17 protein-coding genes and 2 pseudogenes are annotated in these 22626 nt (G+C 66.9%); 3 read left to right on the top strand and 16 right to left on the bottom strand.

The window, feature by feature from the left end; genetic code table 11:
• Nucleotides 1-37: 37 nt before the first annotated feature.
• The 3 genes from QK291_RS10865 to mtrA form a co-directional block, all read right to left on the bottom strand.
• Nucleotides 38-1759 carry an LpqB family beta-propeller domain-containing protein gene (locus tag QK291_RS10865; protein WP_282381624.1) on the bottom strand — a complete coding sequence of 574 codons (1722 nt, stop codon included), beginning with the start codon at nt 1757-1759 and terminating at the stop codon, nt 38-40.
• Complete coding sequence (gene mtrB / locus QK291_RS10860; RefSeq protein WP_282381785.1) at nt 1756-3699, bottom strand: MtrAB system histidine kinase MtrB; 1944 nt, start codon at nt 3697-3699, stop codon at nt 1756-1758. The genes QK291_RS10865 and mtrB overlap by 4 nt, the downstream gene beginning before the upstream one ends.
• A 337-nt stretch (nt 3700-4036) precedes the next feature.
• The gene (mtrA, locus tag QK291_RS10855; RefSeq protein ID WP_282381623.1) at nt 4037-4711 is read right to left on the bottom strand and encodes an MtrAB system response regulator MtrA; all 675 of its coding nucleotides are present in this window, start codon (nt 4709-4711) and stop codon (nt 4037-4039) included.
• A gap of 185 nt (nt 4712-4896) precedes the next feature.
• Between mtrA and QK291_RS10850 the strand changes: the two genes are divergently transcribed.
• Nucleotides 4897-5610 (top strand): DUF4166 domain-containing protein, encoded by a 714-nt coding sequence (locus QK291_RS10850; protein WP_282381622.1) that lies wholly within the window; start codon nt 4897-4899, stop codon nt 5608-5610.
• Nucleotides 5611-5641: 31 nt separating this feature from the next.
• Here QK291_RS10850 and QK291_RS10845 read toward each other — a convergent pair whose 3' ends face one another.
• The 8 genes and pseudogenes from QK291_RS10845 to mnmA all read right to left on the bottom strand — a co-directional run bounded on the left by QK291_RS10845 (nt 5642) and on the right by mnmA (nt 15744).
• Entirely contained in the window at nt 5642-6685 is a 1044-nt protein-coding gene (locus tag QK291_RS10845) for a hypothetical protein (RefSeq protein WP_282381621.1), read from the bottom strand.
• Nucleotides 6686-6687: 2 nt separating this feature from the next.
• Entirely contained in the window at nt 6688-7200 is a 513-nt protein-coding gene (locus tag QK291_RS10840) for a chorismate mutase (protein ID WP_282381619.1), read from the bottom strand.
• Nucleotides 7201-7234: 34 nt separating this feature from the next.
• Nucleotides 7235-8469 (bottom strand): annotated as a pseudogene (locus QK291_RS10835) (IS110 family transposase).
• Between the two features lie 267 nt (nt 8470-8736).
• Entirely contained in the window at nt 8737-10440 is a 1704-nt protein-coding gene (locus QK291_RS10830; protein WP_282381618.1) for an ABC transporter ATP-binding protein, read from the bottom strand.
• Nucleotides 10437-11450 carry an ABC transporter permease gene (locus tag QK291_RS10825; protein ID WP_282381616.1) on the bottom strand — a complete coding sequence of 338 codons (1014 nt, stop codon included), beginning with the start codon at nt 11448-11450 and terminating at the stop codon, nt 10437-10439. The genes QK291_RS10830 and QK291_RS10825 overlap by 4 nt, the downstream gene beginning before the upstream one ends.
• 2 nt (nt 11451-11452) lie before the next feature.
• Nucleotides 11453-12544, bottom strand: coding sequence for an ABC transporter permease (locus QK291_RS10820; RefSeq protein ID WP_282381614.1), 1092 nt, complete (start codon nt 12542-12544; stop codon nt 11453-11455).
• Nucleotides 12545-12677: 133 nt separating this feature from the next.
• Nucleotides 12678-14306, bottom strand: coding sequence for an ABC transporter substrate-binding protein (locus QK291_RS10815; protein ID WP_282381611.1), 1629 nt, complete (start codon nt 14304-14306; stop codon nt 12678-12680).
• Between the two features lie 313 nt (nt 14307-14619).
• Nucleotides 14620-15744 (bottom strand): tRNA 2-thiouridine(34) synthase MnmA, encoded by a 1125-nt coding sequence (mnmA, locus tag QK291_RS10810; RefSeq protein WP_282381609.1) that lies wholly within the window; start codon nt 15742-15744, stop codon nt 14620-14622.
• Nucleotides 15745-16020: 276 nt separating this feature from the next.
• Here mnmA and QK291_RS10805 point away from each other — a divergent pair, with 276 nt between their 5' ends.
• Nucleotides 16021-17265 (top strand): FAD-dependent oxidoreductase, encoded by a 1245-nt coding sequence (locus QK291_RS10805; RefSeq protein WP_282381783.1) that lies wholly within the window; start codon nt 16021-16023, stop codon nt 17263-17265.
• 15 nt (nt 17266-17280) lie between these two features.
• Here the strand turns inward: QK291_RS10805 and QK291_RS10800 are convergent, their stop codons facing one another.
• Nucleotides 17281-18513, bottom strand: coding sequence for a cysteine desulfurase family protein (locus tag QK291_RS10800; RefSeq protein WP_282381607.1), 1233 nt, complete (start codon nt 18511-18513; stop codon nt 17281-17283).
• Nucleotides 18514-18563: 50 nt separating this feature from the next.
• On the opposite strand from QK291_RS10800, the gene QK291_RS10795 reads away from it, so the two are divergent.
• The gene (locus QK291_RS10795) at nt 18564-19460 is read left to right on the top strand and encodes a DMT family transporter (RefSeq protein ID WP_282381605.1); all 897 of its coding nucleotides are present in this window, start codon (nt 18564-18566) and stop codon (nt 19458-19460) included.
• A 2-nt stretch (nt 19461-19462) separates the two neighbouring features.
• Here the strand turns inward: QK291_RS10795 and QK291_RS10790 are convergent, their stop codons facing one another.
• From QK291_RS10790 to QK291_RS10775, 4 genes and pseudogenes are all read right to left on the bottom strand, one after another.
• On the bottom strand, nt 19463-20206 hold the full coding sequence (locus QK291_RS10790) for a transcriptional regulator (RefSeq protein ID WP_282381603.1): 744 nt from the start codon (nt 20204-20206) through the stop codon (nt 19463-19465).
• Between the two features lie 404 nt (nt 20207-20610).
• Nucleotides 20611-21092, bottom strand: a pseudogene (locus QK291_RS10785) (Tn3 family transposase); the annotation flags it as partial.
• Nucleotides 21093-21134: 42 nt separating this feature from the next.
• On the bottom strand, nt 21135-21395 hold the full coding sequence (locus QK291_RS10780; RefSeq protein WP_282381602.1) for a hypothetical protein: 261 nt from the start codon (nt 21393-21395) through the stop codon (nt 21135-21137).
• Between the two features lie 366 nt (nt 21396-21761).
• The gene (locus QK291_RS10775; RefSeq protein WP_282381600.1) at nt 21762-22247 is read right to left on the bottom strand and encodes a hypothetical protein; all 486 of its coding nucleotides are present in this window, start codon (nt 22245-22247) and stop codon (nt 21762-21764) included.
• Nucleotides 22248-22626 lie beyond the last annotated feature (379 nt).

The raw sequence follows: 22626 nt of genomic DNA, 5'->3' as shown, positions 1-22626 counted from the left end.
TGTGGAAAAGTCGCCCCCTCCCGGGGGTCCCTGGGCCCTAGCCCGGATAGGACGGGTCGACCGGGCCTTTGAGCTGCGGCGCCCAGCCGTTACCGAGCCGCTGGAAGATCCCTTCCGTGGACTGCGCGTAGATCTCCTCCCGGCCGTTCCCGGCGCTGATCGCGGTGAGTCCCGGCCATGGTGCAAGCTGCTGCGGCTGGGTCGATGTGAGGGAGATTAGTTCGGGGGTGACGGGTTCGTTCGGGGAGCCCTTCATCACCGCGACTGTGCTGTCATCCACCCACACGCCCTGGTCCGGATCGTTCGCCGCCAGCAGGGTCATTGGCACGGTGAGGTCTTTGGGCGTGCCGTCGGCGGCACGGACAACGCCGGCGATCTGGACCCTGGTCCTGCCGTTCTGCTCCGTGAGGACGAGGGCGCGGGTGCCCTCGCGGGAGACCCGGAGCTCCTTGACGGACCGTCCGGCGAGCCAGGCCGGGGACAGCGTTGCCGCGGGGACGCCTGAGCCTTCCGGCACGCCGACGGGCCGGTGCGCGATGATTTCAGTGGCGCCGTTGGCCCCCGGCCCCGCAGTCCAGACCCAGTCGTACCGGTCGAAGGAGGGGCGGGTCAGCGTGGAGCGGGTGGTCAGCGCCCTGGCGGGCTGCCCGGGCACCACGGAGTACAACGTGCCGCGGCCGGCGTTGAGGAAGGCCGCGGACTGCGAGACGGGAGACTCCGCGGGGGCCCGCGGCGCCAGGGCAGAGACAGGCTGGATGTCCGGTAGCGGCGAGGTCCGGTTGTTCTCGTACCGGACCAGGCCGTTGTCGCTGACGGCGATCTGGCGGGCCGGGACGTTCTTGTCTCGGATCGGCGGAAGAACCGAACCGTTGTCCTCCACACGTACCAGATCCTGGTTGGCCCGGAGCTCAACGTTGATGACATCGGGCTGGCTGCGGAAGGTCAGGGCGAGCTGGGTCTGCATCCGCAGCCGGTCCTCGTTGGACGCCTCCACAAGGTCCTTCGCCGTGAGGTCCACCTGGGCGGCGCCGGAGACAACCGGGACAGACTCGCGGGCCAGCTTGATGCCGGAGGGGAAGGCGCTCACGACGGCGCCCTTGAGGTAGGGGGCCGGACCGCCGAGGAGGGCGCTGGTCATGGCTTTGACGGTCTTCTTCTTGATGAACCACCGGACATCGGGCACCGCGTAGGTGAACGTCGGGTCATAGAAATAGATCGGATAGGCGCCGTAGATGACCTTGAACGTCTCTTCCGGGATCGCCGTGCCGTCCGGGAGTTCCGCAATCCGCCATTCACCGTCCACCTGGGTCAGGGTGGCCGGGATGTTCTCCTTGGTGCCCTCCGGCAGCTGGGTCGCCACCCCGTCCGCGTCGACGGAGTAGGAGACATCCAGTTCATAGTTGAAGACGTTTTCGACGCCCGTCGGCACGACGCGCGCGGCCCGGAAGACGAGCGCCCGCTGGTCCGGCTTCCAGGTGACCGACGATGCCTGGGTCAGGTATTGGCGTGCCACCGCGTAGTCGTCCTCGTAGCCGCTGCCGGCGAGGTAGAAGTCCTCGATGACCGCTTCCGGCGCCGCGCCCTCGCGCGGCGCCGACGGGAAGAAGACGGGGGCGTTCTTGGGGTTCCCGGCGCTCTCGTCAGTGCTTTTCCCCACCGGACCCGAGCGGGGGATCTGGGCGCACGAGGTCAGCAAAAACAACAGGACCGCCAGCAGAGCGGCCGCCGCACGTGTGTCCCTCCGGGTGGAAGCGTTCATGACCCGTCCCTCGTTCCGGTTTCGGCTGTTCCGGGGACCGCGGCTCCGCTTCCAGCCGCGGGGGCATCCCGCGTTTCGGCGTCGGTGGTCCCGGCGTCGGTGGTCCCGGCGTCGGTGGTCACGGCGTCGGTGGTCACGGCGTCGGTGGTCCCGGCGTCGGTGGTCACGGCGTCGGTGGTCCCGTTGTCATTGTCGTTGTCATTGTCGTTGTCGTTGTCGGCGCGTGGCCGCGGCGAGTGGTCCAGCAGCAGCATGGTCCGGTCGCTGCCTGCCCCCTGAAGTCCGACGTCGACCGGCTCCAGCTGGAGGGGGGACTTCGTGATGGTCTCGCCCTGGCGCAGCGCGAGGGTGAGGCGGAAGTTGGCGCCGCCGCCTTTCCTCCCCCAGGCCTGGAGCCAGCCGTTGTGAAGTTTCGTGTCCTCGGCGGCAATGGACAGGCCAAGGCCACTGCCTCCCGTGGTGCGCGCCCGGGCCGGATCGGCACGCCAGAACCGGTCGAAAACGCGGGCCGCTTCCGCGGGGGTCATGCCGATGCCGTGGTCCCGGACGGCGACGGCCACGGCGTTGTCGTTAGCGGCCACGGAAATGTTCACCGGGCGGCCCTCGCCGTGTTCCAGGGCGTTCAGGACGAGGTTGCGCAGGATCCGGTCGATCCGGCGGTCATCCATGTCCACGATGATGCTGCCAGCGGGCGCGTTGAGCGTGACTTCGGAGCCGTACTCGGCGGCTACCGGGGCCACGCCTTCCATCACATGCGAAACGAGCTGCACGATGTCTCCCGGTTCGGCGTCGAGCGTGGCCACCCCAGCGTCGAAGCGGGAGATCTCCAGCAGGTCGGCCAGCAGGGACTGGAAACGCTCCACCTGGTGGTAGAGCAGCTCCGCGGAGCGCTTGTTGACGGGGTCGAAGTCCCCGCGCGCGTCGTAGAGCACTTCGGCGGCCATCCGCACGGTGGTGAGCGGGGTGCGCAGTTCGTGCGAGACGTCCGAGACGAACCGCTGCTGCATCTGGGAGAGCGTGGCGAGCTGGGTGATCTGCTCCTGGAGGCTGGCGGCCATGTGGTTGAAGGACGCTCCCAGCCGGGCAACCTCGTCCTCGCCCTTGACCACCATGCGTTCCTGCAGCTGTCCTGCGGCGAGCTTCTCGGAGACGAGCGCTGCATGGCTGACGGGGCTGACGACGTTCCGGGTCACGTACCAGGCGACCGCGCCGATGAGCAGCGCCAGCACCGCGCCGCCCGCCAGGAGGACGTTCTGGATCTCGTTGAGGGTCTTCTGGGCCGTATTGAGGTCATAGATCAGGTACAGCTCGTAGACCGTGCCATTGAAGGTGACCTTGTTGCCGACGGCAATTCCGGGGCGGTCCTCGGTGCCTACCGGGAACTCCGTGGAGGCCCAGAACTGCTCCTTGCCGGAATCCTGCACGGCCTTGCGCAGTTCGGGCGGAATGACGCTGATGGTGAGCTGGTCCGAGGCCCGCGATTCGACCCAGCGGTTACGGGGTTTGGTCTGTTCGGGCATGGCCTCAAAGACGTACCTCCGCTGGATCACGGAGCCGCGGCCCTCGACGGCGTTCAGGGTGTCATAGACGAGTGTGATGACGCTGGACTGGTCGGTGACCTGGGCGCCGTCGAACGTGTCCTGGATCTGCTTGACGTTATAGCGCGTCTCGGACTCGGCCTGGACGAGCCGTTCCTGGAAGAGGTTGTTGGCGATCTGGTTCGACAGGTACGCGCCGACGACGGCGAACGACGAGATCGCCAGCATCAGGGTCGTCAGCACGGTCCGGAACTGCAGCGACCGCCGCCATTTGCGGTGCAGTGAGCGCAACAGGTGGCGGATGCCTGGAAGCAGGCGCGAAGCGCCGATGCTGACCAGCCGCGCCACCCGCACGCCGACGATCCGGGCGCGCTTCACCCAGAGCCTGCTGCTGAAGCGCATGGCACGCCAGCCGGCCGCAAGGCCTGCAGGGCGAGGGGCAGGCGGTGCCGCAGCGGGTCCGGGGGTGCCGGATCCGGGCGTACCGGGTCCGGGGGTGCCTGGTCCGACGTCGGCCGGCCGGGCCGGGGCCCTGCCGCGGCCCAGGGCCGTGTCCGCCTCCGGGCCGCGGGCGGCGGGCGCTGTCACGCCCGGCTCATCGAGGCCAACTGACGTGCGGGCGGAGGGCGCTGTCACGCCCGGCTCATCGAGGCCAGCTGAGGTGCGGGCAAGGTCCTCCGGAGCGCCCCGCTCCAGCGGGGTGCTCACCGGACCGGCTCCGGGGCGGCCGTCCCGCGGTTCAGGAACCTGCTTTGTAGCCGACACCACGGACCGTCAATACAACTTCGGGGGCTTCCGGGTCGCGTTCGATCTTGGACCTCAGCCGCTGGACGTGGACATTGACCAGCCGGGTATCGGCGGCGTGCCGGTAGCCCCAGACCTGTTCCAGGAGTAGTTCCCGGGTGAAGACCTGCCAGGGCTTGCGTGCCAGCGCGACCAGCAGGTCGAATTCCAGGGGCGTCAGCGAGATGCGGTCGGTGCCGCGGCTGACAAGGTGCCCCGCCACGTCGATCGTGACGTCCGCGATGTGCAGCGTTTCCGGCGCCTTCTGGTCGCCGGGCCGGAGCCGGGCCCGGACGCGGGCGACGAGCTCGGCCGGTTTGAAGGGCTTCGGAACGTAATCGTCGGCCCCGGACTCAAGTCCGCGGACCACGTCCGAGGTGTCCGCCTTGGCGGTAAGCATCACGATCGGCACGTCGGACTCGGCCCGGATCTGGCGGCAGACTTCAATGCCGTCAATGCCCGGGAGCATGAGGTCGAGCAGCACGAGGTCGGGTTTGGCGGAGCGGAAAACGTCCAGCGCCTGCCCGCCGTCAGCGCAGAAGACGGGCTCGAACCCGTCATTGCGCAGCACAATACCGATCATCTCGGCCAGCGCCTCGTCATCGTCCACTACCAGAATGCGTGCCTTCATATGTATATGTTCCCCTATTGAATTGGCTTTGTCGTATTCGGCGGCGCCCCGGCATGGCGTCGCCGGCACCCGGGCCGCACATCCACACCGCAGCGCCGCGTCCTGCCTGCTGTGACAAACCGGGCTTCGTCCCGCATGCTGTGGACAGGAATACATCTACCTGCCAGGAACCCCAGGAGGATTCTGTGAGCACCCCGATCTACCAGCGCGCCCTTGGAACTGACTATGCCCGGCTGCAGCCGGAGCTTCAGGAGTACTTCTCGCTCACCCCCGGTTCCGGCCACTACGGCGTTGGCGAGGGCGTGTTTGAGGTGGTCGGCTGCCGGCAGAGGTGGCTCCGCCCCCTGCTGCGCCTCGCCAGCGGGGAGGAGTCCTTTTTCCCGGAATACGGCGAGGACATCCGGTTCCGGATCGAAAACCACGCCCACCTGGACCCGTTCGGCCGTTCCAGCCTCACGGCACGGCGCGAGATCTTTTTCCCGGGCACCACCCGCGTGTTCCACGACACCACCAGCTTCGATGAATCGGGCAGCCGGCACGGGCTGGTGGATTATGTCGGGCGGTACCGGCGGCTGGTCACGGACCTGAACGTCAGCGTCACCGCCGGCGGCCGGCTGCGCGGGGTTTCGGAGGCATCTCGGCTGTTCCTCGGGCCGCTGCGGATTCCGTTGCCCGGCGCCCTCGATGCCAAGGCCTACGCAGAACAGTGGTGGGCGCCCGAGGAGGGCACGTCCGGGAAGCACCGGATCCAGGTGAAGGTGATCCAGCCGCAGCTCGGGCTGGTCCTGGTCTATGCCGGGCACTTCGACTACCGGCTGGAACCGTATCCCGGCGGCGCGGCCGCACCGGGCTACCTTCCGGAGCACGCCAGGCCGGACCGCTGGGAAGCCCGCAGCTGACGGTGCCGTGTGCCGGCGCTGCGTCCCGGTGCTAGCCGAGCGCAAGCTGGTTGAGTCCGTCGGCCACCTGCGTCAGCCGGGTCAGCACCGCCGTCGCGGACGACGGCGAATACCGGGCCAGCCCGTCCGAGGGCGTCACCCGCAGGGCGCCCAGGGTCGACGCCGGCAGTCCCAGCTGGCGCCATGGCCGCCAGACGGTTTCCACGACGTCGGCCACGCGGGGCAGCGCTGCGGCGGGGTTGGAGACGTCCAGGGCACCGGTCCAGAGCCGTTTGCCCGCCTCCACCGCGCCGGCGAGCTGCTCCCACTGGCGGGACGTCAGGGCCCGCAGCGGCACGGCAATCCCGTCGGCCCCGGCGGCCAGGATCCGGTCAAAAGGCGCCTCGACTTCCGGAACGCAGACAACAACCTCGACGGCGCCGGCCGCCCGCAGGGCGTCGATGACCAGCTGCCAGGCGTCGGTGGCCTCCCTGCCCGGCACCGAGCGCAGGGTCCGGTAGCCGCTGGAGGTGGGAATGGTGCCGGCCAGCACCGACGCGATCTCCGGCTCGTCGATCTGGACGACGATCCGCGCACCGGGGGCAGCCGCGGCCACCCGGCTGAGGTAGCTGCCGGCACCGGCAGCCAGAGAGGCCGCCAGGTCCCGGCGGGCGCCATGGTCGATGAGGGCGCGTTCCCCGTTGTGCAGGTGCAGGCCCGCCGCGAGACTGAGCGGACCGCGGAGCTGGACCTTGATGTCATGCGCAGGGGTGTCCTCGGCGCCGATCACATCGGCGAGGATGTTGATGTCGGTGGACAGGGCAGAACGCGCCCGTTTGAAATCCTTCCCGGGCCGGTCCACGATCCGCCAGCCGTAGGGCTGGACGTCCACGGCCAGGTCCACCAGCAGGGACGCTGTCCGGCCGAGCGCGTCGGAGCCGACGCCCCGGTCGGGGAGCTCAGCCAGGAAGGGCAGGTGCGGGCTGCCGAGCTCGCCGCGGATGATCCGTGCGGCCTCGACCGGGTCTTCGCCGGGCCAGGTGCCCAGGGCGGTGGCGGTGACCTGTTCCGGTTCCGGTTCCAATGGTGCGGCCACGGCTAAGCGGTGGCGGAGACGGCCGGGCCGGCCGCCCCGGGGACATGGCCGGCGGACCCTGAGCGCCCGGCATCCGCGGCCTGGTTCCCGGCGGCCAGGGCATCCGCGGCGAGGGTACCGGCGGGCAAACTGTCGGCGGCCAGTGAGGCCTCGTGGTCCTCGGCAATGGCCTCGTGGTGCCGGATGACCTCTCCGATGATGAAGTTGAGGAACTTCTCGGCGAACGCCGGATCCAGGTGGGCCTCCGCCGCGAGCCGCCGCAGCCGTGCGATCTGCGCCGTCTCCCGGCCCGGGTCTCCGGCGGGAAGCTTGTGGGTTGCCTTGAGGAATCCGACTTTCTGTGTGGCCTTGAAACGCTCGGCCAGAAGGTAGACGAGGGTGGCATCGATGTTGTCGATGCTGGAACGGATCGACAACAGCTCCGCCATCACCGCAGGATCCACCTGACCGGCCAGCGAGCTGGCCCCGGGGTCATAGGAGTCGGCGTCGGGATGTGTCTGGTTCTGCTCAGTCATTGACCCAGTCTAGATACCCCACGGTTCTAAGCCGTCAAGCGGCGCGGAGTTCAACGTTTTGGGTAGTGGTGTGCCACGCGGTGTCCTCGTTGTAGGTGGTGTGGTGGCGGAGGCAGCCGTGGAGGACCCCGACAAGCCGGTTGGCCAGGGCCCGGAGGGCCTGGTGGTGGGTGGCACCGCGTGAACGGCGGGCGTCGTAGTAGGCGAGACGCCGGGCGAGACGCTGGGTGCGGCGAAGGCCTGCCGGTCCAGGGCATCGGCCCGGCGCCGGTTTCGGGCATGCCGGGCCAGCACGCTGCGCTTGGTGCCGGAGGCCCGGGTGACCGGGCTGGTCCCGGCGTAGTCACTCCGTGATCTGGCGTCGGCGTAGCGGTCCGCCGCGTCCCCGAATTCGCCCAGCACCCGGGCGCCGGGCACCGGCCCCAGACCCGGCTGGCTGAGGTAGATCTCAGCGTCCGGGTGCCGGCCAAAAGTTTCCTCCACCTGCCCCTGCAGGACCCCGATCTGGGTGTTCAGTTCGCGGATGACGGCAACCAGGGCCGCCGTGGTGGCCGTCTAGGCGGCCTCGATCCCCGGGCGGGCTGGCAACTGGGGCGCGTGCAGCGCTTCGACGATCTTGCTGGAGCGTGAAGCCAGGTAGCGTTGCCGTCCGGCGTGCCGCAGCAACGCCTGGACCCTGGCCGGGGTGAGGCGGTCCCCGGCCTTTGGCCCGGGTGCGGTGCCGAGCACGGCCATCGCGTCCCGTCCGTGCAGGTCCTGCCCGAACGCTGCCAAAGCGGCCGGGTAGTACTCACGCAGGTTCGAACGCAGCACGTTCGCCTGCCGCTGCCTGGCCCAGATCAGCGACTGGTGAGCCCTGGCCAGGACCTTGACCTCTTCCGCGACGCCGCTGTCCGCAGCGATCGCCCGGTGCAGCTCCCGGTCAACAGCCACGATCCGGGCCAGGACCAGCGCATCGCCCTTGTCCGATTTCGCCCCGGCCGCCCCGGTGCGCTGCCGGTAGCGGGCCGACTGCGCCGGGTTGATCGCGTAAACTGTATAGCCGGACGCCAGCAGTCCCTGTACCCAGGGCCCGCGGTCAGTCTCAATCCCGACCAGCACCTCGGCCGCTGGCGCGTTCTCGGGCAGGTACCCTCCGAGCAGGGCATGGAGGGCCTCAAGCCCGGATACGCCCTCATTGAGCCTGCGGCGCGCCAGTAACCTGCCCGCCTCATCCAGGACCGCGATGTCGTGGTGGTCCTCAGCCCAGTCGTCGCCGATGAACAGCATCGTCCCGATCCTTCCGTTGTCGACTTTTTCCGGGCACGACGGGGAGGAAGGAACTGGCTGCGGTCTAATGGATCAGTGCTGCACGGCACGACACCCCACCAGCGCTACAGGCCCACCTCACCAACCGGCAGGGGCACGGTGGCTCATCGCTCCCGCTGCCGGACGGCGCAGGGAGTGCCTCCGCACCGCCCGTTCCTGCGCGAAAGGACATGCCCACCGTTCGCGCTGAACGGTGGGCATGTCCTTCCGGCATGCGCCAAAACCGGGCTAGCTGTGGAGCACCTCGCGGAAGGCCTCGCGGCGCCGGGCCTGCTCGTCGGGATCCGGAACGGGCAGGGACGCTATGAGTTTCTTCGTGTAGGAGTGCTGCGGATTGCCCATCACCTGGCTGCCGATCCCCTGTTCCACCATCTTGCCCTTGTAGAGCACCCCGACCCAGGGCGAAAGGATGTCCACGACGGCGAGGTCGTGGCTGATGAACAGGGCCGCGAACCCGAACTCGCGCTGGATCTCCTTGAAGAGCTCCAGGACCACGGCCTGCACGGAAACATCCAGCGCCGACGTCGGCTCATCGGCGATGAGCAGCTTCGGGTTCAGGATGAGCGCCCGCGCCAGGGAGGCGCGCTGCCGCTGGCCGCCGGAGAGTTCGTGCGGGAATCTGTCAGCGTACGACGCCGGCAGCTGCACTGACTCGAGCAGCTCGCGAACGCGCTGGCGTGCCTCCGCCGCGGTCGGGTTGCCATGGATGATGAGCGGCTCGGCGACGCAGTCGCCGATGGTCAGCTGCGGGTTGAAGGAAGCCGCCGGGTCCTGGAACACGAAGCCGATCTCCTTGCGGAGCGGTTTGAAGGTGCGCTCCTTGAAGTTCAACATTTCGTACCCCAGCACCTTGAGGCTGCCGCCCGTGGTCCGGTTGAGGCCGGCGATGGCCCGGCCGATGGTGGTCTTGCCGGAACCCGACTCCCCCACGAGGCCGAAGACTTCGCCTTCGGACACTGTGAAGCTGACGCCGTCGACCGCTTTGAAAGCCGGGGTGCCCAGCCTTCCCGGATACTCAATCGTCAGGTTCTTCGCCTCGACCAGCACCTTTCCGCCCTGATGGGCGCGTTCCGTCATGCCTTCGGACGCGGAGTTGCGGCCCAGGTGCGGGACGGCGGCAAGGAGTTTCTTGGTGTACTCCTCCCTGGGCTGGGCGAACAGGACCCGGGAGGAGGCTTCCTCCACGACGTCCCCCTGGTACATGACCACCACCCGGTCGGCGAGGTCGGCGACCACGCCCATGTTGTGCGTGATCAGCACGATGGAGGTACCGAACTTGTCCCGCAGATCCCGCAGCAACTCCAGGATCTCCGCCTGGACCGTGACATCGAGGGCGGTCGTGGGCTCGTCGGCCACGATCAGCCCCGGGTTCAGGGCCAGCGCGGCGGCAATAACGACGCGCTGCTTCTGGCCGCCCGAAAACTGGTGCGGATAGTAATTAACCCGCGTTTCCGGATCCGGGATGCCCACTTTCCGGAGGGCTTCGACGGCCCGCGCCTTCGCCTCCTTGGCCGAGATCTTCTTGCCACTGGCGGTATCGACATGCGCCCGGATGCCTTCGGCAATCTGCCAGCCGACGGTGAAGACGGGGTTGAGGGCCGTGGACGGTTCCTGGAACACCATGGCCACGTCGCGGCCGCGGATCTGCCGCAGCTTGGCCGCACTGACGCTGATGACATTGTTGCCGTTGATCAGCACGGCACCCTGGCTGGTTGCCGTTTCCGGCAGCAGGCCCAGGATGGTCTTGGCCGTCACGGTCTTGCCGGATCCCGATTCGCCAACGATGGCGACAACCTCGCCGGGGTTGACTTCGAGGCTGACGTCCTTGACGGCATAGACATCGCCGGCATCGGTCGCGAACGTGACCTTGAGGTTTTCGATATCCAGGACAGGGCCGGAGCCGGGGCCCGGCCGGTCGATGTTGGTTGTCATGAACTTCTCACTTCTGCTTGGAGCGCCGCCGTCGCGGCCCTGTCCGAACCTCCGCCGGGAACCTTGCTGCCGGACTTCCTGCGGCCCCTAAGCCGTGGATCGTTGAGATCGTTGATGCTCTCACCCACAAGGGTCAGCCCCAGCACGGTTAGGACGATGGCCGTACCCGGGAAGATGCCCGTCCACCAGATGCCCGATGAGGCATCGTTAATGGCCTTGCTGAGGTCGAAGCCCCATTCGGCGGCGGAGGACGGTTCGATGCCGAACCCCAGGAAGCCCAGCCCCGCGAGGGTCAGGATCGCCTCGGACGCATTCAGCGTGAAGATCAGCGGCAGTGTGCGCGTTGCGTTCTTGAAGATGTGGCGGCCCATGATGCGGAAGCTTGAGGCACCCACCACCTTGGCGGATTCAACGTACGGCTCAGCCTTCAGCCTGATGGTCTCGGCCCGGATCACGCGGAAGTACTGCGGGACGAACACCACCGAGATGGAGATGGAGCAGGCCACGATACCTCCCCAGAAACTGGACTGGCCGCGGCTGATGACGATTGACATCACGATGGCGAGCAGGAGCGACGGAAAGGCGTAGATCGCATCGGCGATCACCACCAGCGCACGGTCCAGCCAGCCGCCGAAGTAACCGCTGAGCAGGCCGAGGGCGACGCCGAGGAAGATCGACATCACCACGGCGACGATGATCACGACCGCCGCCGTCTGGGCACCCCAGATCACGCGGGAGAAGACGTCGTAACCGCTCACCGTGGTACCCCAGATGTGGGCTGCGCTGGGGGGCTGCTGGGCCGGGAAGGTGCCGGACGCGTCGCTAAGCTGCGCGAAGCCGTAGGGTGCGATGACCGGCGCGAACACTGCCGTCAGCAGGAAGACAACGGTCAGCACGAGGCCGGTGACGAGCATGCCGCGCTGCAGCCCGACGCTCGTCCGGAAGTGGGAGATCACCGGCAGCCGGTAAATGAGGGGCTGCTTGCGCCCGCTATCTGTAATTGCACTCATGGCTAGTACCTCACTCGCGGGTCGATCAGGGCGGCCGCGACGTCCACGACGAAGTTCGTGACGGCGACGATGACCGCCAGCAGCACAACAATGCCCTGGACGGCGACGAAGTCGCGCGCGTTCAGGTACTGCACCAACTGGTAGCCGAGGCCCTTCCACTCGAACGTGGACTCAGTGAGGACGGCGCCGCCAAGCAGGAGGGCGATCTGCAGCCCCATCACCGTGATGATCGGGATCAGCGCCGGCTTGTAGGCGTGTTTGGTCACGAGCCGGAAATCGCTCACGCCGCGGGACCTTCCGGCCTCGACGTAGTCCTTGCCAAGCGTGCCGATGACATTGGTGCGGACCAGCCGGAGAAACACCCCGGCCGTCAGCAGGCCCAGAGTCACGGCCGGGAGGATCGAATGGGCCGCAACGTCGCCGAGCGCCGCCATGTTGCCGCTGCGCAGCGCATCCAGCCAGTAGATCCCGGTAGGGGCAGCCAGGCTTCCCATGGCCAGTTCGGTCCTGGTGGAGGCCCTTCCTGCAACCGGAAACCAGCCGAGCCAGACCGAGAAAGTCAGCTTCATCAGCAGGCCAGCGAAGAAGACCGGAGTGGCGTAGCAGAGGATGGCGAAGAACCGCAGAAAGGCGTCCGGCGCCTTGTCTCGTTTGTAGGCGGAGACGAGCCCGAGCGGGATCCCCACCAGCAAAGCCACGATCAGGGCATTGATCGTCAGTTCCAAGGTTGCCGTGCCGAAGGTTGCGAGCATCTCGACAACGGGCCGGCGGTCCGTGATCGTCGTGCCGAAATTGCCGGTTGCCACCTGGCCAAGGTATTCGAGGTACTGCACGATGATCGGCCGGTCATAGCCGGCGTCGTGGATGCGCTGGGCCAGCACATCCGGGGGAAGCCTGCCGCCCTGGGCGGCAGTGATGGGGTCTCCGATGACCCGCATCAGGAAAAAGACCATGGTCACCAGGATGAAGATGGTCGGGATAATGAGGAAGAACCGGATCAGGAGGTATGTCCCCAGGCCTCCACCGGATGCTTTGCTTTTCGACGGAAGGAGCCCGTCGGCGTCGTTTGGCGGCGCCTCAATCAGTGTTGTCATTGCTACCTAAAATTCTGCTTTCGCGGCCATGGGCCGGCCCCGTGAACTGCTGGTGCTGCAAATGACCAGGAAAGGCGGGGCGCCACGAGGACGCCCCGCCTCCCAGGCTGGTCAGAACCGCAGGAATGCAGCCTTACTTGGAAACAGTTCCCAAACGGAACTTGAAGGAAGCATCGAGGGTTGTGTCGACACCCTTGACACTGCTGCCGGAAATGGCAACCTGTGCGCCCTGGAGCAACGGAAGCGTCGAAATGTCCTTGGCCAGGGCATTCTGGGCATCCTTGATCGCTGACTCGCGTGCGCTCTTGTCCACGGTGGTGAGCTGCTTGTTGATCAGGTCATTGACGGTGGGGTTGTTGTAGTGGTTCTTCAGGAAGCCACCCTCCGGGAAGAACGGGGTGAGGTAGTTGTCGGCGTCGCTGAAGTCAGGGAACCAGCCGAACTGGAACTCCGGGTACTCATCGGCCCTGCTGGCCTTGCTGTAGGTCACCCATTCAGTGGACTGCAGGTTGACCTTGAACAGGCCGGACTTCTCCAGCTGGTCCTTGATCATGGCGTATTCGTCGCCCGAGGACTTGCCGTAGTGGTCCGGGTTGTACTGCAGGTTCAGGGTCACCGGGGCGGTCACGCCGGCGTCGGTCATGACCTTCTTTGCCTTGTCCAGGCTGGGCTTGCCGGCGTCGCCGTAGGCTTCCTTGAACGATTCGTTGGCGCCGAGGAAGCCGCTGGGCACGTTGGAGTACAGGGGCAGGTACGTGCCCTTGTACACCTGGTCCGCGATCGCCTGGCGGTCCACGAGGTTGGCGATGCCCTGACGGACGGCGAGCGCCTTCTTGGGATCGGCGTCGGCGGCCTTGGCGCCGAACGGCATGGTGTCGAAGTTGAACGTGATGTAGCGGATTTCGCCGCCGGGCCCGACGTTCACCTTGACCTTGGAGTCCTTCTTCAGGTCATCGATGTCGGTCGCGCTGAGGCTGCGGTTCGCCACGTCGATGTTGCCCTGCTGGATGTCCAGCTTCATGTTGGTGGGATCCGCGTAGTACTTGATCGTGGCGGCATCGTTGGCCGGCTTGCCCAGCACGCCTTTGTAGTCGGGCCAGGCCTTGAAGCTGATCAGCTCGTTCTTCTTGTACGTTTCGATCGTGTACTGGCCGTAGAAGGCCTTCGCCTTGGCGATCGAGTCGTCGTCGAGCAGTTTGTCGGCCGGGAAGACTTCGTCGTCCACGATCGGCGCGGCAGGGCTGCTGAGGATCTGGGCGAAGGTCTGGTCATTGGCCAGCTTCAGCTTGAACACCACCGTGTTCGCATCCGGGGCAGTAATGCTGTCCACGTTGGCCAGCAGGCTTGCGGGGCCGGCGGGATCGTTGATCTTCGTCTGCCGGTCAAAGGAGAACTTGACGTCCTTGGAGTCCAGGGTGTGGCCGTTGGCCCACTTCAGTCCAGACTTGAGCTTGACCGTGTATTCGGTGGGCGAAGTGAACGAGCTCGACTCGGCCAGGTCCGGCACAGGATCGGCACTGCCCGGCTTCGAGTTAAGCAGGAAGGAGTAGATCTGGTTCATCACCATAAAGGAACCGTTGTCGTACGCGCCGGCGGGATCCAGGGCCGTGACCTTGTCCGTGGTGCCGTAGGAGATCGGGCCCGTGGCCGCAGCCGATGACCCGCCACCGCCACCGGACGGCCCGGTGCACGCGGTCAGCGCAAAGGCGGATACCCCGACGAGCGCGATGGCGCTCTTGAGGGCTTTCTTGTTGATTGCCATCTGTGAACTTTCTGTTCGATGAGTACTAGAGAGCGCAGCCCCGACGTACTTGAGACGACTCGGAGGCGGCACATTGTCCTGATGCCTCGATTCAACCAGACAGCCACTGGGTGAATCGTTACATCTTGTGAGATGAGACACAAAATTTACACGAACGGGCAGAACTCGCCATTATCTTCAGGAATTCCACCTGAAATTCGGCAGGGCGGCCGGGCGCAGCCCCGGCACCCCGAAACCGACGGAAAAGGCCGCGCACCAACGGTGCGCGGCCTCTTTCGACGGGCCATGGGACGACCTCCGGATATCGGGCTGTCTAGAGTGCGGCCCGCTGCAGGGAACGCGCCGCATCGATGGTGGCCTGGCCCAGCACCCGGCTGCCCTGGTACAGCACCACCGTCTGGCCGGGGGCGACGCCACGCAGGGGCTCCGTCAGCGTCACAACAAGCTCGCCGGCACCCGCTGCGCGTTCCATCCGTGCCGTGGCGGGCACAGGGTCGCCGTGGGCGCGGACCTGGGCGTAGCAGTCGAAGTCCTCGCCGGTGGCCACTTCGGCGATCGGCAGCCCGGCCCAGGAGACCTTGATGCCGCGGATCTCATCGATGGCCAGGAGTGCCTCCGGGCCCACGACCACCTTGTTCTCCTTGGGCCGTATTTCCAGCACGAAGCGCGGCTTGCCGTCGGCGGCGGGGGTGCCCAGCTTAAGCCCGCGGCGCTGGCCGACCGTGAACGCGTTGGCGCCGGGATGCTCGCCGACCTTCGCGCCGGACTCGTCCACGATGTCGCCGGTGGTCATCTCGATCTTCTCGGCCAGCCAGCCGGCGGTGTCGCCGTCCGGGATGAAGCAGATGTCGTGGCTGTCCGGCTTGTTGGCCACCGACAGGCCGCGGCGTTCCGCTTCGGCGCGGACCTCGGCCTTGGACGGGGTATCCGCGAGCGGGAACATGCAGTGCTTGAGCTGCTCGTGGGTGAGCACGCCGAGGACGTAGCTCTGGTCCTTGGCCCAGTCCGCGGCGCGGTGCAGCTCGGGGTTGCCCTCCGCGTCGTTGATCACCTTGGCGTAGTGGCCGGTGCAGACGGCGTCGAACCCCAGGGCTATCGCCTTTTCCAGCAGCGCGGCGAACTTGATCCGTTCGTTGCAGCGCATGCAGGGGTTGGGGGTGCGTCCGGCGGCGTATTCGTCGATGAAGTCCTGGACGACGTCTTCCTTAAAGCGTTCCGAGAAGTCCCAGACGTAGTAGGGAATCCCGAGCACGTCGCATGCCCGCCAGGCGTCACGGGAGTCCTCGATCGTGCAGCAGCCGCGGCTGCCGGTGCGCAGGGTGCCCGGCATCCGGGACAGCGCAAGGTGGACGCCGACGACGTCGTGTCCCGCCTCGACGGCGCGGGCTGCGGCAACGGCGGAATCGACGCCGCCGCTCATGGCTGCAAGAACTCGCATACTGACTTTCTTTGGGGTTCGGGGGCAGGTGCCGGCACCTGCCGCTGCTGGACGCAGGGACTAACACAATGCCTGACGCACCAGTCTATCGCCACGCCGAATTCTCACCCAAAAGACCTTGACGGCCCGGGCCGCCGCTTCTAAAGTCAAAAATAGCAATTTTAGATTTTATGCTGTTTGGATTCACTACGGTATTAGATTCACTACGAGTTTTAGGTTCACTACGAGCAACGCGGTGCCCCGGTTGTGCCGGCGGCCGCAGGAACCGAGCGCATGATGGCCACCGGGAACATCCTGATCGTGGGCGGAGGACTCGCCGGCGCCACCGCGGCCAGGACCCTCCGCGCCGAAGGGCATGCCGGGCCGGTGATCCTGCTGGCAGAGGAGCCGCACCACCCGTACCTGCGCCCGCCGCTGTCCAAGGAATACCTGCTGGGCAAGGCCGACGACGACGCCCTGCCCGTGCTTCCGGACGGCTGGTACGCGGAGAACGGGGTCGAACTGCGGCTGGGCGTCACCGTCACGGGGATCGATCCGGCCGCCCGCACCGTGGTGCTCGGGGACGGCCGGACGCTGGGCTACGGCTCGCTGCTGCTGGCCACCGGGGCACGTCCGCGGCGGCTTCCGCTGCCCGGCAGCGGCCTGGCGGGAGTCGGGACGTTCCGGACCGTGGATGACAGCCTTCGACTCCGCGCCGGGCTGGCCGGCGGCGGCCGGAACGTGGTGATGATCGGTTCGGGCTGGATCGGTATGGAACTGGCCGCGGCGGCGAGCGCCTATGGAAACTCCGTCACCCTGCTGGGGCTGGAGGACGTGCCGCTGGCCGCGGCGATCGGCCCCGAGCTGGGCGGTTTCTTCCGGTCGCTGCATGAGGCAAACGGCGTCCGGTTTCGGCTCCCCGCCTCGGCCGCCGGGATCACGGGAAGATCGGGGCGGGCCACCGGGGTGGTCACGGATGCCGGGGAAGTCCTGCCCGCGGATCTGGTGATCATCGCCGTGGGCGTGGTCCCTGAGGTTTCGCTGGCCGAGGCGGCGGGCATCACGGTACACAACGGCATCCTCACGGACCCCTCGCTGCGGACCTCCGCGCCCGGTATCTTTGCCGCCGGCGACGTCGCCAACGCCCTGCATCCCTTCACCGGCGAGCACCACCGCAGCGAGCACTGGTCCAATGCCCTCAACGGCGGCAAGGTGGCGGCCAGGGCCATGCTCGGCCTGGACGCCGAGCTGGACACGGTCCCTTACTTCTACACCGACCAGTTCGACGTCAGCATGGAGTACTCCGGCTTCCCGACACTCACCGCCGGCCCGCCCACGATCCGCGGTTCGCTCGAGGAGAAGGAGTTCTTCGCCTTCTGGCAGCGCGAGGGCCGGGTGGTTGCGGGAATGAGCGTGAACTGGCCCCGGTCCGCCAAGCCCCAAAAGACCATCAGGCAACTCATTTCAGCGAAAATGCCCGTGAGCCCCGGGGCCCTCGCTGACCCCGACGTCCCGCTGGACCGGCTCCTGCCGGAAGCCTGACGGCGCCTGGCCCGCCTAGTTTGTGCCGCCGGCGGCGTGGCGGGCGACCGTTCCGGCGGTCTGGATGCTGGATTCGTGCCCGGCCATGCCGGCCTGGCGGGCGCGGGCGAAGGCGCCGGGCAGGGCGGCCAGCAGGGCCTCGACGTCGGTCCCGGTGGAGGTATGGCCGAGGCTGAAGCGCTGGGCGCCCCGGGCGGTGTCCTCGTCCAGTCCCATCGCCAGCAACACATGGGACGGCCGGGGAACCCCCGCGGTGCAGGCCGATCCCGTGGAGGATTCCACTCCGGCCAGATCCAGCAGGAACAGCAGGGAGTCGCCTTCGCAGCCGGGGAAGGTGAAGTGGGCATTGCCCGGCAGCCGTCCCGCGCCGGGAGCCCCGCGCAGGACGGCGTCGGGCACGGCTGCGCGGACGCCGTCGATCAGCCGATCCCGGAGCGCGGCGATGCGCGCTGCTTCCTCCGGAAGGTTGGCCGTGACGGCTTCGGCGGCCGCGGCAAACGCCGCAACCGCGGCGGTGTCGAGGGTTCCGGAGCGGACGTCGCGTTCCTGTCCCCCGCCGTGCTGGACGGGGGTCAGTTTCACGGCCCGGCCCAGCAGGAGCGCCCCGACGCCGACCGGGCCGCCGATCTTGTGCCCGGAGATGGACATGGCGTCAAGTCCGCTGGCACGGAAATCCACGGGCACCGAGCCGAACGCCTGGACCGCGTCGGAGTGGACGGGGACGCCGGCCCGGTGCGCCAGTGCGACGATCTCCGCGATGGGCTGGAGGGTGCCGACTTCGTTGTTGGCCCACATCACCGTGACCAGGGCGATCGACGCCGGATCCCGGGAGAGCTCCGCCGCCAGCACGGCGAGGTCGACGACGCCGTCGGCGTCCGCCGGCAGCCAGCAGACCTCGGCACCCTCGTGCCGCCCGAGCCATTCGACGGTGTCCAGCACGGCGTGGTGCTCGACGGCGGAGCACAGGACGCGGGTACGGGCCGGGTCCCCGTCGCGCCGGGCCCAGTACAGGCCCTTGACGGCGAGGTTGTCCGCTTCGGTCCCGCCAGAAGTGAAGATGACTTCGGAGGGATGCGCCCCGGCCGCGGCCGCCAGCACCTCCCGGGCGTCCTCGACGGCGCGCCTGGCGCGGCGGCCGGATCCGTGCAGTGAGGACGGGTTGCCGGTCCGGGCCAGTTCGCGCGTCAGCGCAGCCAGGGCCTCCGGGGCGAGGGTGGTGGTGGCAGCATGATCAAGGTAGACAGGCACAGGGCAATTCTACCTGCGGGCGCCCCAGGGCACTGGTGTAGATTCGAGCGGTGAAAGCGTCCCTGTACCTGGTCCTGGCCACGCTGTTCTGGGCCGGGAATTTCATCGTCGGCCAGGCCGCCGTCGCCTCGATGACCCCTCTTGACCTGACGTTCTGGCGCTGGACACTGGCCGCCGTGCCGCTGCTGCTGCTGGCCCAGTTCGTGGAGAAACCCGACTGGGGCGCCGTCCTGCGCCGCTGGCCGGCGCTGCTGCTCCTGAGCGTGCTCGGCATGAGCGGGTACACGCTCCTGCTGTACGGGGCGCTCGGCCACACTTCCGCCGTGAACGCCGCCCTGATCACGGCGGCCAACCCGGCCCTGATCGTTGTGCTGGCCATCGTTCTGCTCGGAGAGAGGACCACGCGGCTGGGCTGGCTCGGCATCTGCCTCGGCCTGCTGGGCGTGCTGCTGGTGCTGACCCGCGGCGAGCTGCAGCGTGCGCTGAGTTTTTCCCTCAATCTGGGTGAACTCATGATGATCGGCGCGATCATCGTCTGGGGCCTCTACACGATCATCGCCCGCAGGCTGGGCGTCCCCGCCATCACAGCCACCGCCGTGCAGGTGGCGATGGCGGCAATCACGCTGGCGCCCTTAGCCCTCGCGCTGGATGTGCGACTTCCGGAGACGCCGTCCGAAGCCTGGTCGCTGGCGTACATCGTCGTCTTCCCCTCGCTGGGTGCCTACCTGCTCTGGAACATCGCCCTCAAGACCACCCCGCCCGGGACGGCCGGGAACTACCTCAACCTGATCGTTGTGTTTACGGCGGTCATCACCGTGACACTGGGAACGCCGCTCGCCCTCGTCCAGATCGCCGGCGGCGTCCTGGTGATCGCGGGGGTGCTGCTGACCGGTCGGAACGGGCAGCCGAAACCCGCAGTGGCAGCCGCGCCACGCCTTGCCGCCTAGGCTCAGGGTTCCTGGGGCCTGATCCGGGCGCAGCACTGCGACCGCTGCGCGGTTCCGTCCGCGCGGAGGTCGTTGATGGCAAGGGCCTGGACCCGGTCCGGGTCGATGCCGCAGCCTGCCGCGGCCCCGGCCAGGAACGCCCCGTTCATGGCGCAGACCACGTTGGCGTGGCCTTCGGCGATCCGGTGGAAGGGGCAGTTGAGCAGCACCAAGCCACCGGCGCCGTCGTCCTCGGGACGGTAGCCTTCCGCGGCGAGGAATCCTGCGAACGCGTCTCCCCCGACTGTTGCCCCTGGATCCGCCGGCCCAGCCACCGCGCCCGCGGCGCGGGCGGCGGACTCCCCCCGCGCGTAGGCCGTGCGCACCAGCGCGTCGCGAGCGGTACCGCCGCCGGCCATTGACTCCTCGATGGCCGAGACGAGCAGTTCGGCGGCCAGATCGTAGTTCCGGTCCGGCACGGAGGCCGCGACCTCCCGGACCGCTGCCAGATAGAGCTTGGACGGGCGGCCTGAACCGGGCCCTCCCCTGCCGCCCAGCTTCCGGAACTCCACGGCCAGGAGACCGTCGTGCACCAGCCGGTCCAGCTGGAAGGAAGCCGTGCTTCTGGGGAGGCCGAGGGCGCCGGCGGCGTCATCGCGGCTGACGGCGCACCCGGTCGAGGCGACGAAGTCGAACAGCTTCCGGCGGCTCTCGTCACCCAGCGAGGCCAGGGCCGCAATCCTGCGCTTCCACGGGGCTCGGATCATGAAGTCAGCCTAGCTCTAAAAACAACATTCATTGCTTAAATACTCATCCAGTCTAAAAATCAAACTATCCATTGTAAAAGGAATAGTCACGAAAGGGGTGCCTTGTGAAAAAGCGAAATCTCCGACTCTAAGGATTTGCCGGGCGTCGTAGTGGCCTGTATCTGCCGGGTTTAACCTGGTTGGCGCGGGGCGAGGTGTAGGCGCCGGTCGGGTTGATGTATTCCCAGCCCAGAGGCGAGCGGAACTGCAGCAGGGGGCTGTGGCGTTCCCGTCCCTATCGAGAGTGGTGATGGTGGGGCCAATGTCATCCCAATGCAGAGCAATCGTTTTGTATTGATGGTCCCGCCGAAGCGGCGTCAACGTGGCAGGTCCCGAATCGTTGGTGGGTGTGTGTGACGGATATCGCCGATGTTGCGGATCCGGGGCGCGAACCAGTAGGGCGAGTACTGGTCCGAGACGCGCGTGTAGATCAGCCGTCCTGGCTCGGCACCGTATTTGGGTTCACATGCCCGGTGGATTCAGCTTTGCTGCCGACCCGGAAACCCTGTCCGTCCGAAAAGGAGGTGGTCCCGTCGCCCAATTGTGCGGCGAAGGGGTGGCCGTGCTGGGTATTAACCAGGTCCGCGAGGGCTGCGCTGTAGGTTCGTCGCGGACGTCAGAGGGTTAGTGGCGGTCCAGCTGGGCGTGGGTGACGCCGGTGCAGGATTCGGCCATCTTCGTCAGCCCCAAGGTGATTCCGTCGGCCAGGATCGCGGTGAGCAGGAGTTGTTTGTCTTTGGAGGGATGGCCGGATTTGAGGCTAGTGAAGTGGCGGGTGAACCCTGTCCAACCATCAACTTCTTAGCAGGTCGGTGATCCTGATCCGCGGGAACATGGCGCTTGGTTTCCCCTCCGTCTGCCGTAACCAGAGGCAGCTTACCGGCGGTCTTCATGACCGCGTAGTCGGCGCCGGCAAAAGGTAGTCATCGAAATCGCGGAACTGGCGCGGTCCGGTGACCCACATGTCTCCGGAGCTCAGCGCATTCTTGAGTTCCGTGAGGGCGCAGAACTCGTAGAACCCCCGGTCCAGGCCGTTCTCGGTGAAGACCAGTGGTGTCCACCGCTGCCGGATGAACGAGACCGGCGCGTCATCGGGGATCCTCCGGGCGCCGATGGTGTTCAGGGCGTGGATGAGATTGATCGCGGCCATAAGGTCTTGTGCTGCGGGGGCCGCCGCCAGCCGATTTCGGTCGATGAACTCTCGGGGCGACGGAGAAGCGACCCGTGTGCTCCGGGGTGTCGCTGGGTCCCGTCGTGTCGGAGGCCATAAAAGGCGTCGGCGGTGTCATAGCCTCTGCTGGGCCAACGGCCCAGCAGACCCCGCCCCAGGCGGACCGCTTCTTTCCGGCAACCCAATCCTGACCAGCCGCCACGCATCAGCGGGAGCAGCCTGCTGCCGAGGCCACTCAACACGACCGTTCCGTCGCCTGCCGTCTGCCGGAAGTGAACTGTTCCCTCTCCTTCCCGGATGGTTTCGAACGTCCCTGCCATGCTGACTCCGAGCGCCGCGACATTGTCAACTCGAGAGAAGCTCCGGTTTGATTTGCCAGGGTGGAACGACAAGAAGGAACATGATCGCCGCGATCACGAGGCCGGCCGCAAAGGCGGTGTTGAGGTGCGTTGAGAGTGCCGCGCCGTTGTACATGGTCACTCCGACTGCAGCCAGTGCCGCGGCTAAAACGGTCAACACCACAAAGTTTTGTCGCCGAAGGCCGAAGAGAAGGAGAAGTGACGGAACGACATACCAGATCACGCTTGCCGTGCCCATCGAATTGATCTGGCTGATGACAGCTGTGCTGCCTGGAATTGAGGCAACCAACGGCCGATAGAACATCGACGTGCAATGAAGAATCAACCCAAGGAGACCAGCCGCGGCAAGGGAAAAGTCCAACGTAGTCAGTCTGGCTGACAGCCCTTTTAGTGGCAGCGCAGGAACTAAAAGCCGCGAGAGCAACAAAAGCAAAGCAACGACGGCGAGAATCACCACGAATTCACTCGGCATTTCCACAGACTACAGCGGCGCCGCAGGGAATACCCCTTGGATTTGAGATCCCTCGTTCGCCCGTCATCGACCCGTCCAGAAAAGTCCCGCCCGGGGGTGCCCTGTTGAGGTCCGGCGTTGGGACGCTGGACACACCGGCCTTGACGTCATGGCATACGTACAAACGTCCAATCCCTGCGCACATAGTGTGTTGCTTTCAACTTCGTTTCTTCCAATCGCAGCTTCAAATGGCGGATTGGCAGTCCCTTTTTTGACTGGGACCTCAACTGGCGCCCCACTTCCCTCGAGAAAGGGGTGTTGCCTGCCCAAAGGCTACTGGAAGGTAAGGTCTGGACTCTGGCGTGGAGGCCGGGCGGGGTGCATAATCGTCACGTGCTGG

Origin of the sequence: Arthrobacter sp. AL12 (genome assembly GCF_029960645.1) — a bacterium.
Lineage (GTDB): Bacteria > Actinomycetota > Actinomycetes > Actinomycetales > Micrococcaceae > Arthrobacter.
This window is presented reverse-complemented; position numbering and strand designations above follow the sequence as displayed.

What these genes read in the sequence shown, in the direction of transcription:
- QK291_RS10865 (WP_282381624.1), bottom strand. Translation starts at nt 1,759, where the DNA reads ATGAACGCTTCCACCCGGAGGGACACACGTGCGGCGGCCGCTCTGCTG.
- mtrB (WP_282381785.1), bottom strand. Translation starts at nt 3,699, where the DNA reads ATGCGCTTCAGCAGCAGGCTCTGGGTGAAGCGCGCCCGGATCGTCGGC.
- mtrA (WP_282381623.1), bottom strand. Translation starts at nt 4,711, where the DNA reads ATGAAGGCACGCATTCTGGTAGTGGACGATGACGAGGCGCTGGCCGAG.
- QK291_RS10840 (WP_282381619.1), bottom strand. Translation starts at nt 7,200, where the DNA reads ATGACTGAGCAGAACCAGACACATCCCGACGCCGACTCCTATGACCCC.
- QK291_RS10830 (WP_282381618.1), bottom strand. Translation starts at nt 10,440, where the DNA reads ATGACAACCAACATCGACCGGCCGGGCCCCGGCTCCGGCCCTGTCCTG.
- QK291_RS10825 (WP_282381616.1), bottom strand. Translation starts at nt 11,450, where the DNA reads ATGAGTGCAATTACAGATAGCGGGCGCAAGCAGCCCCTCATTTACCGG.
- QK291_RS10820 (WP_282381614.1), bottom strand. Translation starts at nt 12,544, where the DNA reads ATGACAACACTGATTGAGGCGCCGCCAAACGACGCCGACGGGCTCCTT.
- QK291_RS10815 (WP_282381611.1), bottom strand. Translation starts at nt 14,306, where the DNA reads ATGGCAATCAACAAGAAAGCCCTCAAGAGCGCCATCGCGCTCGTCGGG.
- mnmA (WP_282381609.1), bottom strand. Translation starts at nt 15,744, where the DNA reads ATGCGAGTTCTTGCAGCCATGAGCGGCGGCGTCGATTCCGCCGTTGCC.
- QK291_RS10805 (WP_282381783.1), top strand. Translation starts at nt 16,021, where the DNA reads ATGGCCACCGGGAACATCCTGATCGTGGGCGGAGGACTCGCCGGCGCC.
- QK291_RS10790 (WP_282381603.1), bottom strand. Translation starts at nt 20,206, where the DNA reads ATGATCCGAGCCCCGTGGAAGCGCAGGATTGCGGCCCTGGCCTCGCTG.
- QK291_RS10780 (WP_282381602.1), bottom strand. Translation starts at nt 21,395, where the DNA reads ATGGCCGCGATCAATCTCATCCACGCCCTGAACACCATCGGCGCCCGG.
- QK291_RS10775 (WP_282381600.1), bottom strand. Translation starts at nt 22,247, where the DNA reads ATGCCGAGTGAATTCGTGGTGATTCTCGCCGTCGTTGCTTTGCTTTTG.